The organism is Alteromonas sp. DY56-G5 (assembly GCF_041414725.1).
Taxonomy (GTDB): Bacteria; Pseudomonadota; Gammaproteobacteria; order Enterobacterales; family Alteromonadaceae; genus Alteromonas; species Alteromonas macleodii.
The window spans coordinates 48,109-64,432 of sequence record NZ_JANHZQ010000002.1 but is presented as its reverse complement, the minus strand read 5'-3'; the positions used below and the strand labels follow the sequence as shown (position 1 = coordinate 64,432).

Annotated in this window: 8 protein-coding genes and 1 pseudogene; 8 read left to right on the top strand and 1 reads right to left on the bottom strand. The window is 43.6% G+C overall.

Going from position 1 to position 16,324, the window contains the following annotated elements:
• Positions 1-239 precede the first annotated feature (239 nt).
• The 6 genes and pseudogenes from NO989_RS01205 to NO989_RS01180 all read left to right on the top strand — a co-directional run bounded on the left by NO989_RS01205 (position 240) and on the right by NO989_RS01180 (position 10,722).
• Positions 240-890, top strand: coding sequence for an NAD(P)H-dependent oxidoreductase (locus tag NO989_RS01205; RefSeq protein WP_069944076.1), 651 nt, complete (start codon positions 240-242; stop codon positions 888-890).
• Between the two features lies 1 nt (position 891).
• Positions 892-2,818 (top strand): annotated as a pseudogene (locus NO989_RS01200) (monovalent cation:proton antiporter-2 (CPA2) family protein).
• A 278-nt stretch (positions 2,819-3,096) separates the two neighbouring features.
• Positions 3,097-4,230 (top strand): efflux RND transporter periplasmic adaptor subunit, encoded by a 1,134-nt coding sequence (locus NO989_RS01195; RefSeq protein ID WP_371341910.1) that lies wholly within the window; start codon positions 3,097-3,099, stop codon positions 4,228-4,230.
• 3 nt (positions 4,231-4,233) lie between these two features.
• Positions 4,234-7,281, top strand: a complete 3,048-nt coding sequence (locus NO989_RS01190) for an efflux RND transporter permease subunit (protein ID WP_342326304.1) — start codon at positions 4,234-4,236, stop codon at positions 7,279-7,281.
• Between the two features lie 244 nt (positions 7,282-7,525).
• Positions 7,526-8,593: an MBL fold metallo-hydrolase gene (locus tag NO989_RS01185; protein ID WP_342326305.1), complete on the top strand. Its 1,068-nt coding sequence runs from the start codon at positions 7,526-7,528 to the stop codon at positions 8,591-8,593.
• 194 nt (positions 8,594-8,787) lie between these two features.
• Positions 8,788-10,722, top strand: a complete 1,935-nt coding sequence (locus NO989_RS01180; RefSeq protein ID WP_342326306.1) for an EAL domain-containing protein — start codon at positions 8,788-8,790, stop codon at positions 10,720-10,722.
• Between the two features lie 159 nt (positions 10,723-10,881).
• Here the strand turns inward: NO989_RS01180 and NO989_RS01175 are convergent, their stop codons facing one another.
• A complete protein-coding gene (locus NO989_RS01175; RefSeq protein WP_371341909.1) occupies positions 10,882-12,600 on the bottom strand; it encodes an EAL domain-containing protein in 1,719 nt (572 codons plus the stop codon).
• A gap of 647 nt (positions 12,601-13,247) precedes the next feature.
• Here NO989_RS01175 and NO989_RS01170 point away from each other — a divergent pair.
• Together NO989_RS01170 and NO989_RS01165 are read left to right on the top strand one after the other, a co-directional pair.
• Positions 13,248-13,826 carry a hypothetical protein gene (locus NO989_RS01170; RefSeq protein ID WP_371341908.1) on the top strand — a complete coding sequence of 193 codons (579 nt, stop codon included), beginning with the start codon at positions 13,248-13,250 and terminating at the stop codon, positions 13,824-13,826.
• Positions 13,827-13,834: 8 nt separating this feature from the next.
• A complete protein-coding gene (locus NO989_RS01165) occupies positions 13,835-16,321 on the top strand; it encodes a hypothetical protein (protein WP_371341907.1) in 2,487 nt (828 codons plus the stop codon).
• The last annotated feature ends 3 nt before the right edge of the window (positions 16,322-16,324 follow it).

The following is a 16,324-nucleotide window of genomic DNA, read 5'->3' as shown; positions in this document are numbered from 1 at the left end:
TCTATTAGAAGCTGTTTTTATACGTGAGTACATAATGGTAATCAGGTTACTTTTTTCAACCTAATAAATATTAGTAACCTTATAACTTTGAGGAAAAACACATTCTTATTTGCTCTAAACGTACAGATTGAATTAATGAATAACCTAGGGTCTTTTGACCTTTGCCGTGTTTTGCACATCAAAAATCAACGGCTCCTTATAGCCCAACGAGAGCTGGCTGTAGCACTGAGTAGAAATGTATGACTGACGAGAACATCATTGAAAGCAATGTAGAGAGCACTAAGAAAAGTAAGAAAGTACTGGTTCTCTTTGCCCACCCCGCGCAAACCCGTTCAGAAGTAAATGTGCCGCTTTTTCACGAAGCAAAAATGAATAAACACGTTACTGCTGTTGACTTGTATGCAGAGTATCCAGATTTCAATATTGATATTGAACGGGAGCAGCAGCGTTTAATCGATCACGATGTCGTTGTTTTTCTGTTTCCACTTTACTGGTATTCCACACCTTCAATCTTAAAAGAATGGCAAGATTTAGTGTTGGAATATGGTTTTGCCTATGGGCATGAAGGCACTGCACTTAAAGATAAATTATTTCTTTGCGCATTAAGTGCAGGCGGTAAGGAAGAAGCCTATCAAACTGATGGCTTTAATCATTACACCATCAGGCAACTGCTCCAGCCTTTAGAGCAAATGGCTCAGATCACGCACATGACCTACATCGCTCCTTTTGCGATCTTTGGCTCTCGTACTGCGCAAGAAGAGCATCGCGTTGCTGAACATAGAGGTAAGTGGACAACCTTGCTAAACAAATTGACCACTAACACCCTGAATCTAGAAAAAGCAAAGCACATCGAGAATCTCGCAGACCTTTGTACACCTCAAGGAGATTAATGTGACTGGCTATTTTCTATATGCATTTATCTATCTGGTCGCCGCCGTAATTGCAGTGCCCATTGCGAAGCGTCTTGGATTAGGGTCTGTACTAGGCTATTTAATAGCAGGGCTAGTGATTGGCCCCATATTCGGCCTTGTTGGTGACGAAACTGTTGCCATTCAACATTTTGCTGAATTCGGTGTAGTCATGATGCTGTTTTTGGTTGGACTAGAACTAGAGCCTCGCTCGCTGTGGGCGATGAAGTCAAAACTAATGGGATTGGGCGGCCTTCAGTTAGCGTTAACCACCGCCCTTATCACAGGCGTAGCCATATTGCTTGATCAGCCTTTTAGCATTGCCCTTACAATAGGCCTTATATTCGCCCTTTCTTCGACTGCCATTGTTTTACAAACGTTGCAGGAAAAAGGGCTGCAAAAAACGGAAGGAGGCAAAAGCGCTTTTTCCGTTTTGTTGTTTCAAGATATCGCGGTTATTCCAATGCTTGCGCTTATCCCTCTTCTTGCCATACCCGAACTGGTCGAAGCAGGAAATGCACATGGCGGCGATACAGGGTCACACGATAGCTTTAATTTAGTTGACGGGCTTGCCCCTTGGGCTTCAGGTCTTGTAATCATTAGCTCAATTGCCTTTTTGACCATCGGAGGACACTACTTAAGTCGCCCCTTATTTAAGTTTGTTGCTGCGTCGGGTTTACGGGAAATTTTTACCGCCACTGCGCTCATGCTCATTATAGGAATTGCAGCACTAATGGGACTTGTAGGTCTCTCTCCCGCCCTTGGTGCATTCTTGGCTGGTGTAGTTTTGGCAAACAGTGAATTCAGGCATGAACTTGAAGCTAATATCGAGCCGTTTAAAGGCTTATTGTTAGGCCTCTTTTTTTATAACGGTAGGCGCAGGCATTAACTTCTCTGTACTTAGTGAGAGCCCAATGCTAATAGCAGGGCTAACCGTAGCTGTTATGCTTGTGAAAGCCATTGTGCTGTTTATCATCGCCTTAATTTTTAAAATAAAAGGCACTAACAAATGGCTGTTCACACTAAGTCTTGCTCAGGCGGGTGAATTTGGCTTTGTGCTATTAAGTTTTGCCTCGCAAAACTATGTGCTTCCCAGCGACATTATTTCTGTTCTCTCGCTTGTTGTTGCCATTTCAATGTTCCTAACGCCAGGACTTTTCATTCTTTTCGACAAGGCCATCATTCCTCGCTACAAAAACGCGAAATCACAGCGAGATGAAGATGAGATTGACGAGAAAGGCACAGTCGTGATTGCTGGAATTGGGCGCTTTGGACAAATCATTAACCGTCTTTTAGTGGCCAACGATGTAAATACCGTTGTGCTTGATATTCGCTCTGAGCAAATAGACCTTATCAGACGGATTGGCACCAAAGCCTATTTTGGCGATGCATCCAAACCAGACATTTTGCATACTGCTGGCGCCCATGAAGCTTCGTTATTAGTTATTGCTATAGACGATAAAGAAACCGCTGCCGAAATGGTGAAATACGCCAAGCACGCATTTCCTAACATTAAAGTGCTTGCGCGTGCCTTTGACCGCGGTCATGGGTATCGCTTGCGCCAGTTGGGCGCAGATTTTGTGGTATCTGAAACGTACCACAGCGCTCTTGAGATGGGCGCAGAGGCACTTCGCTCACTCAATATTCACCCTTTCCAAGTTGAACGGCAAAAAATGGCGTATAAAAATATTGAGGCTCAGCAAAACGATGTGCTGTATCACGCGTGGGCGGATGAGGCCAGCGGAGAACGAGTAGACAATAATTATCTGAAACTCTTTATTGAACTTGAGTCGCTAATCGAAAATGCGCTAAAAGCAGATTTACACGACAAGCATTCGAAAATGCGTGGCTGGACGCCACCACCGAAAGGCTATGCTGAAAACCTCGCGCCCGATGAGAAACCTGATTAGGGTGAATTGCGAACTAGCCGGCGGTATTTCGAGAGGGTAATTGTCTGATAGTGACCGGACACCCACGAATATTTATGGGCGGTAGCATACTATCGCCTTGTAAAAATAAACAAAAAGCTGATCGAAAAGGGAAAAAAACGCTATAACCTGTATGTATATCAAACTTGTCGTATATTGGCTTTTTATCTTTCACGTTCAGAAGTTAACACGCGCCTTGTACAAGATAACCCATTGCCTTAGTGGGAATAAAAAGTGGTCTATTTAAATGGAGAGTTACCATGTTGTCTGAAAAAAGTCTCTTTCACAGCTTAGCCCTGTGCACTGTGATGGTATTTACTGCACTCGCTGGATTAAGTGCGTGTGAAGAAGCCCCCACGCCTCCCAAAGCAGTCTCATCAACACCGGTAACGCTTTATAAAGTGCAGCACTCAGACGAAACCATCGCTAAATTCCCGGGGCAAGTGGAAGCGGCTGAGTATTCAAACCTTTCGTTTCGCATTGGCGGCAAACTCCAAGAACTCAAAGTAAAAGCGGGCGAGGAAGTTAAAGAGAACCAACTTATCGCTAGACTTGATGATAGAGACGCGAAAGCACAGTTAGCCACCGCCCAGTCTCAGTTTGACGTGTCATCGGCGATGTTTGAACGCATGGAGGCTTCCGTTGAAAAAGGCGCGGTAAGCCGCTCTACTTTTGATGAAGCGAAAGCCAATTTTTTAGCCGCTAAAGCCAGTCTGACCAACGCACAGGACCAGCTAAGCTATACGGAGCTTCGCGCACCGTTTGCGGGGCTTATTGCGTCTGTTCCTGTTGAAAATTACCAAGTCATTGTACCGCAGCAAACCATTGCCGAGCTTCATATGCCGGGTGCAATCGACGTTACGTTTCAATTGCCTGAGCAAAAAATGCGTATGATTGATCGCTCACGAGCCCGTGAAAATCGTACATCTGAAATGGCATGGGTGAGCTTTTCAGGTATGCCAGACAAGCGTTACGCGGCCATGTATAAGGATCACGAAAGCACCACGCGACAAGGCGAGCTTAGCTATGAGGTAACAATTACTCTGCCAGAACCAGACGACATCAATGTTCTAGCGGGCATGAGCGCCACCGTATTACTTGATATGTCGAAACTTATTGAGTCTAACGCGAAGCTTTGGCTAGTACCTTTTGGTGCGGTGGTTACCGACAATGCAGATCCAGACAAAGCGATTGTATGGCGTTTTAAGCCTAGTGATAGCGACGCGACGAAGGGCACCGTAGAAGCAGTAGATGTGTTGATTACGCGCGGTATTTCCAACGGTCTGTTAGTTGAAGGCCCGCTAAACGACGATGATAAAATCGTTGCTGCTGGAGCTCATCTTGTAAAAGAAGGCCAAGCTGTTACGGAGTGGACGAAAGAAGGGGGCCTATAAGCCATGGTCGAGTATTTTTTTCGTCAAAAAGTAATTAGCTGGATGGTCGCCATCATCTTGGGTGTTGGCGGCATTGTGACTTTTCTTGGCTTAGGTCAGCTAGAGTTTCCCGAATTCACCATTAGAAATGCTCTGGTTATTACTCAATACCCAGGTGCAACGCCTGAGCAAGTTGAGGAAGAAGTTACGCTGCAGCTTGAAAAGGCGATTCAGCGTATACCCAACGTGAAACGAATCAGCTCAGTAAACATGGTTGGGCTATCGCAAATTACTGTTGAGCTTAAAAGCAGTGTCCAGGCCAAGGACCTAGAGCAATACTGGGACAACTTACGCCGTAAAGTGGGCGATGCACAAGCATCACTGCCACCTGGCACCAGCACCTCTATTGTGAATGATGACTTTGGTGACGTTTTTGGCCTGCTGCTTACCCTTAAAAGCGAAGACTACTCCCTTAAGCAAATGGAAGACTTTGCAGATTTAATGCAGCGAGAGATTCAGCTTGTTGACGGTGTAAAAAAGGTGTCGATTGCTGGTACCGTTAATGAACAGATTATTGTGTCGTTAGATCACGATAAAATGAAAACTCTAAATGTTTCTGCAGAATCCATTGCTGGCCTTTTAACCGCGCAAAATGTAGTGGGCAACGCGGGTTCGATTAAGGTTCAGGGCAAGCGACTGTCCATACAGCCCACTGGCGAATTTGATAACCTAGAGGCGTTAGGTCAGGTGGTAATTGGCTCACCTGCAAGCGGCCTTATTCGCTTAACAGATATTGCGACTATTGAGCGCAAGCTTAACGATACCCCTTCAATCCTTTATCACAGTTCTGGCACGCCGGCTCTGTCAATTGGTGTGTCGTTCGCGTCGGCGGTAAATGTAGTTGATGTAGGTAAACGACTTGATAGCAAAATTGCCGAGCTAGAGCAGCGTATGCCCCTAGGTATGACGCTGGATACCGTTTACAACCAGCCCACAGTGGTCGACGATTCTGTAACTGGCTTTCTTATCAACCTTGTTGAAGCCGTGGCCATCGTTATTTTCGTGCTGCTACTTTTCATGGGCTGGCGCAGCGGCGTTCTGATGGGGCTCATTCTTGTACTTACCATTCTTGGCACTTTTATATTGATGTCGGTAAAAGGCATTGAGTTGCAAAAAATCTCTTTGGGTGCGCTTATTATTGCTCTTGGCATGTTGGTCGACAACGCCATCGTTGTAACCGAAGGCATGTTGATTGGTGTGAGAAAAGGACAAACCAAGCTTCAGGCGGCAAAAGACGTGGTGTCGCAAAATGGGTTGCCGCTGCTTGGCGCGACTGTGATTGCCATCACCGCTTTTGCGCCCATTGGTCTATCGCCAGATGCCACAGGTGAATTCGTCGGCTCCCTCTTCTGGGTACTGTGCTTTTCGCTATTCTTAAGTTGGATCACCGCACTTACCATTACCCCCTTCTTTTTCGACTTACTGTTTAAAACTGAAAAAGAGCGCGGTGCTAATGACGAAGATGACGACCCATATAAGGGCATTATTTTTACGGTATACAAGCGTGTGCTTACTGCTGCTATCAATCATCGTTACGTGACAATTGTACTGGTACTTGTTGCATTAGTAGGCAGCATGGCGTCAGGTAAATTCGTAAAAAATGCATTTTTCCCAGATTCATCCACTCCGCTGTTTTTCGTTGATTTGTGGTTGCCTGAAGGTAGCGACATCTTAACCACCGAACAGTCTATTCGTCGCTTAGAAGACAACGTGTTAGGCATGGAGAATATCGCCAACGTAACAAGCGTTATTGGCGGTGGAGCACAGCGCCTTACCCTCACCTATGCGCCAGAAGACAGATACGCCAGTTATGGTCAGCTTATCGTTGAAACTGATACGGTTGAGTCTCGTGATGCTCGTATGCGAGAAATTATCGAACTGGTGCGAGAAGACTTCCCTAATGTGCAATACAAGGTAAAAGCACTTCAAGTAGGCCCTTCTGCAAAAGCGGCAATTGAAGCGAGGATCTACGGACCAGAGCCTGAAGTTTTACGTGAGATAAGCAGCGACATTGAAGCGATATTTCAAGAAGAGAAAACCATGGACAGCGTTCGCTTGTCGTGGAGCAACAAAGTCCCATTTGTTGAACCTGTGTTTCTGGAAGAACAAGCCAGGCGTATCGGCGTAACGCGAGATGCCGTTCACACCGCATTTTTACTGAACAATGAAGGTGAAACTGTGGGCCTTTACCGCGAAGGTAGCGATTTAATACCTATTGTCATGCGCAACGATCCAAACCAGCGCTATGACATAGATAACCTCGCCTCACTCAACGTATGGAGCCAAGAACAAGGTAAATATATAAGCATGGCTGATGTTATCAGCAATGTGGATGTATCGCTTGATAACCCTATCATCAAACGCCGCAACCGGGTGCGGATGCTAGCGGTTTATGCAGAGCCCATGCCTTTATCCGGTGAGACGGCCGCGAGTGTGCAAGCTAAAGTTCGCCCTCTTGTAGAAGAGCTTAAACTGCCTGATGGCTACCACATTGAATGGGGCGGCGAATATGAGACCTCAACAGACGCACAAAGCGCCCTATTTGCAAGTATGCCTATTGGTATATTAGGTATGTTCATTATCACCGTTTTGCTGTTTGGCAAGCTTCGTCAGGCGTTAGCGATATGGGGCGTAATTCCACTCACCACTATCGGCATTATTGGCGGGTTGGTGCTAGTTGATGCACCCTTTACGTTCATGGCGCTGCTCGGCAGCTTAAGCCTTATTGGTATGGTGCTTAAAAACGGGATCGTATTAATGGAAGAAATAAACGTACAGGCAAAGGGTAACAGTGGCGCATTCGATGCCGTAGTAGCCGCGTCAGTATCTCGTGTACGTCCCGTTTCAATGGCAGCCATCACCACCATACTGGGTATGATCCCGCTGTTTTCTGATGCGTTCTTCGCGTCAATGGCAGTTGTTATTGTATTTGGTCTGACCGTTGCCACCGTACTTACACTGCTTATATTGCCTGTGCTGCACTGTACGTTCCACGGTATAAAGTCAGAATAAAAAGTACGCACTACAAATTCAATTAGTTGTGCGCTAGTTCGTGTAGGTAGCGCAAAAACGGTGCGGACCTAATATTGTTAACAGCCAGCATGAGGAGAGTCTACTCATGCTGGCTGCATACTATCGCTTAGCTGCAATCTATCCTTCTCAACAAAAACTACACCCACCAGTTTACTTTTAACAAAATTAGTTTATTATGGGTAAACTACACTGTGCAGTATACTTTTTTATTTAAGGTGAGAGCATGCCCGTTTTTAATCGCACACGCTTTCTTGTTGGAGTTTTATTTATGACATCTTTCTGTGGTTCTTCAAACACCCTTGCTGCAAGCGCGCCGCAACCTGAAAAATTCACTAATACTCATATTGAATATAAAACGACGTGGCGAGACATGTGGAAAGTCACCAAAGCGTATTTTCGTGACAATAGAGATGCTGCAACGCCAACGTTTGACATACCCGTGTCGGCACTTACACCACAAATGCTTGACGCAGTTGCAGAAGACAGCGTGATAAAGCTGGGCCACTCTACTACCCTATTGAAACTTGCCAAACGTTATATCTTGATCGATCCGGTCTTTAGTGAACGTGCTTCTCCCGTCCAATGGATGGGGCCCAAGCGTTTCCACCAAGCGCCAATTTCACTGGAAAACTTGCCTAAATTAGATGCCGTTATCATAAGTCATGACCATTACGACCATTTAGATAAAGGCAGTATTGAAATACTAAAAAACAAAGTCGACGTGTTTATTACACCGCTAAAAGTTGGCAATCATTTACGTGACTGGGGTGTGGATGCAAATAAAGTTGTTGAGCTAAATTGGTGGCAAAGTACAAAAGTGAGCGACATTGAAATAGTGGCCACACCGTCTCAGCATTTCTCAGGACGAGGTTTATTTGATAGAGACGAAACTCTTTGGGCAAGTTGGGTTATCAAGTCTGCAAATACCAATATCTTTTACAGCGGTGACTCGGGCTATTTTGACGGATTTAAAGCTATTGGTGAAAAGTACGGTCCGTTTGATTTATCGATGATTGAAACCGGCGCGTACAACGAGCTATGGTCTGACATTCACATGCTGCCTGAAGAGAGCTTGCAAGCCCATATTGATATTCAAGCTAGTGTCATGATGCCCGTGCACAACAGTACCTTTGATTTAGCACTACATAATTGGAATGAGCCTTTAATAAAAATCACAGACCTTGCTGGTGCTAAGGGTGTTCCCACCAGTATTCCTATCTTTGGCGAAGTTGTTCCAGTTAAGGGTGCAGGCGAAGCTCCGAACAAAACCTGGTGGTTAGACGAAAGGTGAGTAGCTAATAAACAGCGCTTGCTTCATTATTCTGGGCTTTAATTGCTCGCTTAACTCTATGTTTTGCAGTACATTTATTATTCGCCGCTTAGGCACTATTGGCGGGTATAACAAAAGCCTCAATCAAAGTGATAGCACTCGAATTGGTTGAGGCGAATAATAAATTTCTCAGTTAAAGGAGCTAACTGCTAGCAATGAAGCTGTCTAGTCAAATTAATTTGGGCGTTTTTGCCCTTATGCTTTTAGCATTTACGGTGTTGTCGAGTATTGAGCTAAGCGAAATAAAATCTCGCACTTCAGTGTCAATCGAGCAAGAAGCTGAAGAAGCACGGCTGCGTTACGAAACAACCGTCTTACAAACCTCTGCCATGTCTTCTCAGTCGAAGCAATCAGTGATTGATGCAATGCTTCGTCAAATGGTATTGCAGCCGTTTTTATCTGCAGCAAAAGTCATTGATGTCGAAGGAAATGTGTTTGCGAAGTACGAGCGCTCGCCTAACACTATTGTTCCTAATTGGTACTTACAGCTGGACTCCGCGCCTGCCGTTAACAAGAAAATTCCTTTTTCAAATAATGATGGTTATTTGTTAGTTACGTCTGACACGTCTTATATCTACACTGAAATCACCGCTATTCTCATCAAAAATGCCGTTATCTTTTGTGGGCTATTTTTCGCCCTCGCGCTATATATCGTCACGGTAACCAAATTTGCTAGGCGCCCCATTGCAAACACCATTAAGAAGCTTAATGAGATCAATAGACACGACTTCACCCCCTCGCAGGTAAATGCGTTTACAACAGATTACCGCCAACTTACCAGCACAGTGAACACCCTAACCACGTCGTTAGCATCAAAATTTAATGACATTGCTCAGCAATCTGAGCGATTCAAAACAGAAGCCAATAAAGATACATTGACGAAGTTGTCGAACCGCAGTGCATTCGAGCGACACACTCGCGCGCTGTTGTCTGACACGTCTAATTTCCAGGAAAAAGAGCTTATTCTCATCAGGCTCGCTCAACTTACCACTATAAATACTAAGTTGGGCATGTTAGCTGGTGACAATTATGTAAAATCTATCGCGGACTTTCTTGTGCATGAGGCGAAGCACAATTGCAAAAGTGGCTTTGTATTTCGGTTATCAGGCGGAGATTTCGCCTTGATAAGTGAAATTATGGGGCGGGACGAACGGGATTTGATGTTAGAAAATATGTCGAAGCAGTTTGCAAACGCCACGCCACTTCGAGATGGAAGCAAAGCAACGTGGATGGGCGTTACACGTTTTTCTAGCCAAATGTCGTTACAGCAGGTAATGGAAAGTGCTGACAGTGCGTTGATGGCGGCAATGAAAACGCAAAAAGGATGGCAGTTTTCTTCAGAAGTGTCTCAGGTTCATAGCAATACAAAATGGCGTGAGCGCCTCAATTACATCGTGTCGCAGCAATATGCCGATATTCTCATTCAACCCGTGATGAATGTAGAGCGAAACGCACCAGCATATTACGAAACGTTTGCTCGATTTAAAGACAAAGACACCAATGATGTTATACCCATGGCACAACTTATCCCCGCATCGGAGCGATTGGACCTTATTCCTCAAGTCGATAAGTTGGTAGCAGGCATCGTGTTTAAAAAACTAACGGTAACGTCTCATCAGGTTGCTATAAATATTAGTAACGCCTCAATTGCCAACGGCGAGTTTAGACAATGGTTAATTGAAGAGCTTCGAACCCGGGAAACGCTATGCCCAAGACTTATTTTTGAAGTCGAAGATGCAGCGCTTATTCATCATCGAGAAGTAGCCGAAAACTTTTGCCGTCAACTCATACAGCTGGGCTGTAGAATTACCATAGAACACTTTGGCGATAACTTTGCCTCGCTTGCGGGTTTAAGGGCAATTCAGCCTCAATTCGTTAAGCTTTCGGGACGGCTAACCCAGGGAATTCATACCAATAAAGATAATCAGTTATTTGTCTCTAGCCTTATCAATATTGCGAAAGGCCTTAATATCCATGTTATTGCGGAAATGGTAGAAAACGAGGCTGAGTCTGTTGCACTGAGCAAACTAGACGTTGAACACCAACAAGGCTATTACTTTTCTAAACCCTCACTTTGGACAATGTACTAAGTGTAAGCTCGCTGGTCTGAGGCATTGAACGTCAGAATAAGTATTGACGCTTTATGTGAGACCTCGCGCTTTATACGACTTAATTGTGCGTCGATTCAATGAAACGTCTAAGGCGGTGTAGTGAAAATCTCTTTCATATACACCTCCTTTTAACCGCATTTACTGATCGTTAAGCAGCTTTACAATGGCGTCAGAGCTAATGGGTTTTGAATACAGAAAGCCTTGCACATATTCAACGTTAAGAGACTTGCAGTAGTTCGATTGATTTTGAGTTTCCACGCCTTCAACAACAATGTTTAAATCGAGTTTGTGACCAACATTCACGATAGCCTCCATTAACGCGCTATCGTAGGCATTTTCCGGTGCACCTCTTAAAAATGAACGATCTATTTTTAAGTGGCTAACGGGAAACTGTTTTAAATAACTAAGCGAAGAATAACCCGTACCAAAGTCGTCAATCGATATTTCAACGCCCTGGTCGCGTTGCGCTCTCAAATTCTCTAAAATCGTATTGTCAGACTTAATAAGCACATTTTCGGTAAGCTCTAACCCAATATCTTTAGGCATTAAACCGTGCCGCTCTCGACACTCCCTTAGGCGTTCGAAATAAGCATTCTGCTCTAACTCTTTTCCTGAAACATTGATATCAACGCGAATATTAATGCCCTGCTCTTTCCATAACTGTGCCTGTTTGCACGCCTTTTCTAACACCCAATTTCCAATGTGAACAATTAACTCACTGCGCTCAGCGATGGGGATGAAGATATTGGGTGGAACAGCCTGATCCTCATCTTTAGGACGCCACCTTAACAGCGCTTCACACGATGCCACTTTTCCAGTGAGCAAATCGATTTGAGGTTGATACAAGAGTTCAAACTCATCGTTAACCAAAGACTCATGCAGATAAGCTGCGATACTTCGCTGTTGTCGAACTTTCTGACTTAAAGCGTGGGTGAAAAAATGAAAACGGTTTCGGCCTTCAGCTTTCGCCTGATACATTGCGACGTCTGCATTTTTCAGAAGATCATCAATCTCACTTCCGTCTTTAGGGTACATACTAATACCGATACTTGAAGTGATATGCACGTTTTCAGTGCTAAGTGCGAAGCTCTGCTTGAAACACTCAGTAAGTTTCTTAGCAATGTCAGCACTTTCATTTTCAGAAGTCACTTGTGTGGCGACAAAAACAAATTCGTCTCCACCAAACCGAGCCAGTAAGCCTTGTTCGCTCAGACAATCTGACAGCCGCTTAGAAACAGAGCGCAGTAATTCATCACCCCAGGTATGCCCAAGCGTGTCATTAACTTCTTTAAACATATCTAAGTCAATGAAAAACAAAGCGAAGCCAGACTCATTGCGCGATGTATCCTCAATAGACGACGTCAAAAACTGCTCTAACAGGCGTCGATTTGGCAACTCGGTTAATAAATCTGTGGATGCCATTCGCTCAAGTTCTTGCCGGATGTTGTGCTGCTCACTCAGGTCAATATCCACACAATACATTTCGGGTGAATCTGTGCCTTCTTTCAGCATAACGTGAGATGAGAAAACATGGATAGGCTCGCCACTTTTCTTCTCAAGCACGAGTTCGTCTGAAGGAATTGCCTCACCGTAATCTATCCATCGCTGATGTAGCTTTATCACTTCACTTTTCATGAACGAGGGAATGATGAGATCTTCAAGTTTTTGACCTAGTGCTTCGCACTCACGAAAGCCATACATGTCTTCACTTGATTTATTCCAATAGATAACTTTTCGGTGCTTGTCATAACCTTGCACCGATACCTTTGGCAAGGCACTAATAAGCTGAAGGAACCGCCTTTCAGCCGAACCATGTTGTTCAAATAACGGGGGCTCTTGGTATTTCTGTAAGCTCATCGTACTCCCGCGAGTGCTAAATTGTTAGATAGCAAAGATATAAAAACGGCCACCATTCTTTTAGTGTAGTCCAAATCACACAGACCACCCGACATTAAAAAGTTAAATTACTCATGAATATCGCTGAATAGAGAAAAAGGTATCAGTGCGTGTTACGCAGAACTTGAGTCAACAAAAGATGAAATTAAATCGTAAGATGGTGCGTCTACCCTGATTCGAACAGGGGACCTCTACCATGTCAAGACATGAATCAGGTTGGTTAAATATCGTTCTATCACACAATTCCCAACAAAATCAAATAAAAGACCTTTACCCCAACCTATTTAGCCTACTTTTTACTTGAATTTGGTCACAAATTAGCCACAATCTAAAAGTACTTAAAACGCATAAAAAATCATCGAATTTTCGTTATATAAAGCGAAGTTTGGTACTCGAATATCGGCTATATGCGCTCAAAGAGAACTCATCTCATGGCATTTAGGTCGCAGAAAAAGCGTCGAAAAGTACTCAATATAGCGTATATAAGTCGCTAGAAAGTATACATTTTCGGCGCACAAGTGACGCAGAATTGTCACCAAAACTAGCTCAACTTTGATCACAAAATTACGCAAAACTTGCGCAAATTTAACACAAATGAGGACCACGGATTGGACAGTGAATTAGAGAAGTTCAACGAAAAAATTTTGGACGGTTTAGATTTCAGAAAAATTTTAATTCCTGAAATAGATTTTGATGACGTCATCCATTCGCTTTTTGCTTCAGCCAATCCTGTTGCAGGTATACGAACGACATCGGACAATAACGACAAAGCAGCAACGCTTTATAATCTGCTCGCGTTGCAATCACCTATAATTTGTTACCGCTTCAGAAAAAATTATCGCGCGCTAACTGGTACCTTTACACTCGCCTCATTGCAACATGCTCAAGCTAAACTGCGGTTAAAAGAAGATGCCAAGATACCTGTCTTCATTCTAGAAAAGAAACCTAGCGAGTCAGTTAAGAAAGCTATCGCCCTTTTTTCACTTACCAACGACTTACTATCAAAGTGCTTTATCAGCGATGCTAAGAAAATCGGATTTTATCTTCGAGCATGGTTTTCTAAAGACGAAGGCAAAAAAAGTCTGTTTCAATCTGCTGAGTGGAGCGCACTATTTCCACATATAGATACCGCAGAAAAATTGGCGAGCCATTTATCAATTAGCAAAACTGAATTGTTTAGGCGTTAATAAAAAACATGGCAGATTTATCTGAACAGACACTCTCTGAGATTTTTAACCTCATTGATGAAGAGCAATTGAACACGATGGCGAAGTTGCTTGAAATGATTGATTGCCCGTCCGATTTAAGAGGGTTGCGCAAAGCAATAGCCACTGTCGAATATCTATTCTCTCTTTACCCTTCTCGCGTTACGAGTTTATTTGGCATAGACCATAATTCATTTAAGGCTTCATTATTAATTATTCACTCTTACCAACATAAAAACTCTTCAGCGTTTTGGAAAGATTCACATGGTCGGGGATGGAAGAGTGAACGACCAATTTATTCTCTGCTATTTATATTCAGTGATAATAGAACCTCCCACGCTGCAGCAGCGCTTCTTCTATTTCTAGAGCACTACTTAAACAACGAAACTAAAATTGTAGGCCAAAATAGAGCTGAAGAGTCAGTCCGTGCTTTTAGGATGTTATATGCCGATGAGTCAACCAGAGATGAATGCTTCAGAGAAAGTAGCCTCGATAGAACTGTAAATAATATCTTTGCTTTAAAGGAGCGTTTAAAAAACGATGACGATGATAATTATCTACCCCGAGCTCAGTTAGGCTACCTCTATCAACTTGAACACTTTTACAGGTTAGATTGGGTGACAAGAGGTCGCCATGAAAGAAGAACAGCCAAACGAATACGTGGGCACTACTCAAGAAAAAGATACGAGCGAATAACGGGTTCCGATGACTTAATGACGCCATCGCTAAATACCCAAAAGCTAAAGCGTATTTACGAAGAAGCGGGTGTAACAAAAAGCGAGGACCTACCCGACGTTACGGTCATCAAATCGTCGTCACCCCCTCAACCACTTCAGCCGTATGAAGAGGCATCGACATCAGTTGTAAAAGATAGCGCTCTTCACTGGTTCAAAACAAACAAAGTTAATATAGACATTAGACGCTGCCACAATTTACTTCCTACTAGCCGCACTATTCTGCAACCTCATGAACTAAAAATCTTAATGAGTTCATTAACAAACACGTCAACCGGCATTATTGGGGGGATTGATAAAAAGCTAATCAGGGCGGTATTACTGATAGTGTTAATTACAGCGCGCGACTTACAATCGGTTCTCAGCATCAAACAAGCGTCGACACAAAAGGAAGTCGGCTTTCACTTTGACGGTAATTATATTTTACTGAATGTCGCGCCAGAGCCTACAACATTATCCCCTATCCATAATGAATTATTGCTGCCTGTTTCGAGCGTTATTTCTATCGCGCTGCCCGAACACTTAGTTACGTATATATCACCATACTTTTCTGATACGTTTATTGAGCTTATACAGCAAAAGAAACCTATCGAATGGCAAGATGTAATCCAACGCTACTTAAAAGACCTGAATCGAAAATTCAGTATCCAAATAAGTCTCACCAGAATTGAGCACCACTTAATAAATTGGGTTTCAGCACATGAAAGTTACGACCCAGTCTTACTTGACATACTCGCAGAAAAAACACGCTATCAAAGTCGCTCGGCAAAGCACTATGCTTATTACACAGAAACCGAAATAAATGATGAACTTCACGCGCTATGGAATGCATTATTCACTGAGGCTGCTCATCAACAAGCTGAAAATAGTGATTCTTTAACGCCAACTATTAGCAGCGAATTAAAAATGGAACGAGGTGTTGGCTCTGCGTTTACACCAAAAGCCGATGCGCTATCAACATGGATAAGTGAAAAGGCTTCAATACTCCTTTCAAATAAACCTTTTGCGGTGTCATCTACTTTGGAAGGGCTCGTTAATTATCACAATGCCTACACGCTTTATACCATTATCATGCTCAAGAGCGGCACAGGCTATCGCGCCGTATATAACCCCTTACCAAGCCTAGACTTAGCGCTTTTGCGATATCAAAGTATTTGTATATCTGACAAAGACTCCAAAACACTTTTCAATCATACAAGGGTTGTTGCCTGCCCCGACATATTAAAATCACAGATTTTGCATTACCAAGCACATATCGAAGCGTTTGCTAATTTAATAGCCGTGAATTTCTCTTACTTTGCGCAACAATATTTCACCCATTCATCTCACTTACAGCACCTCAAGCTCACTTCAAAGACTGAGCGGCTAGAGCAATTCTTGGCGATTAAGAATTCTAGCGGTACTGACGGTATGTTTTTATTTTTTACCGAACGTGACGAGCATGCCAGTCATATCAAAAAAGTAGTACAGAACAGCTCACCCACATTTTTGAACACGTATTTTCCATTTCCCCTAAACTTCGGCCGACACTATATGCGCCGTTACCTACAAAAGAACAACATTCACCAAGAGCTTATAAAGTTTCAACTGGGGCATTGGATGACAGGTGAGACGACGTTAGAAAAGTTTTCAGAATTAAATCATGTGGAGGCAATTCAGGCACTGCTACCGACATTAAATGGCATGATGGATGAACTTGGTTGGCGTGATATCCCTTCACTGCTAACACGGAAAAGGGCGTAATCG

Coding starts and splice junctions, on each gene's coding strand:
- NO989_RS01205 (WP_069944076.1), top strand. CDS start 240: ATGACTGACGAGAACATCATTGAAAGCAATGTAGAGAGCACTAAGAAA.
- NO989_RS01195 (WP_371341910.1), top strand. CDS start 3,097: ATGTTGTCTGAAAAAAGTCTCTTTCACAGCTTAGCCCTGTGCACTGTG.
- NO989_RS01190 (WP_342326304.1), top strand. CDS start 4,234: ATGGTCGAGTATTTTTTTCGTCAAAAAGTAATTAGCTGGATGGTCGCC.
- NO989_RS01185 (WP_342326305.1), top strand. CDS start 7,526: ATGCCCGTTTTTAATCGCACACGCTTTCTTGTTGGAGTTTTATTTATG.
- NO989_RS01180 (WP_342326306.1), top strand. CDS start 8,788: ATGAAGCTGTCTAGTCAAATTAATTTGGGCGTTTTTGCCCTTATGCTT.
- NO989_RS01175 (WP_371341909.1), bottom strand. CDS start 12,600: ATGAGCTTACAGAAATACCAAGAGCCCCCGTTATTTGAACAACATGGT.
- NO989_RS01165 (WP_371341907.1), top strand. CDS start 13,835: ATGGCAGATTTATCTGAACAGACACTCTCTGAGATTTTTAACCTCATT.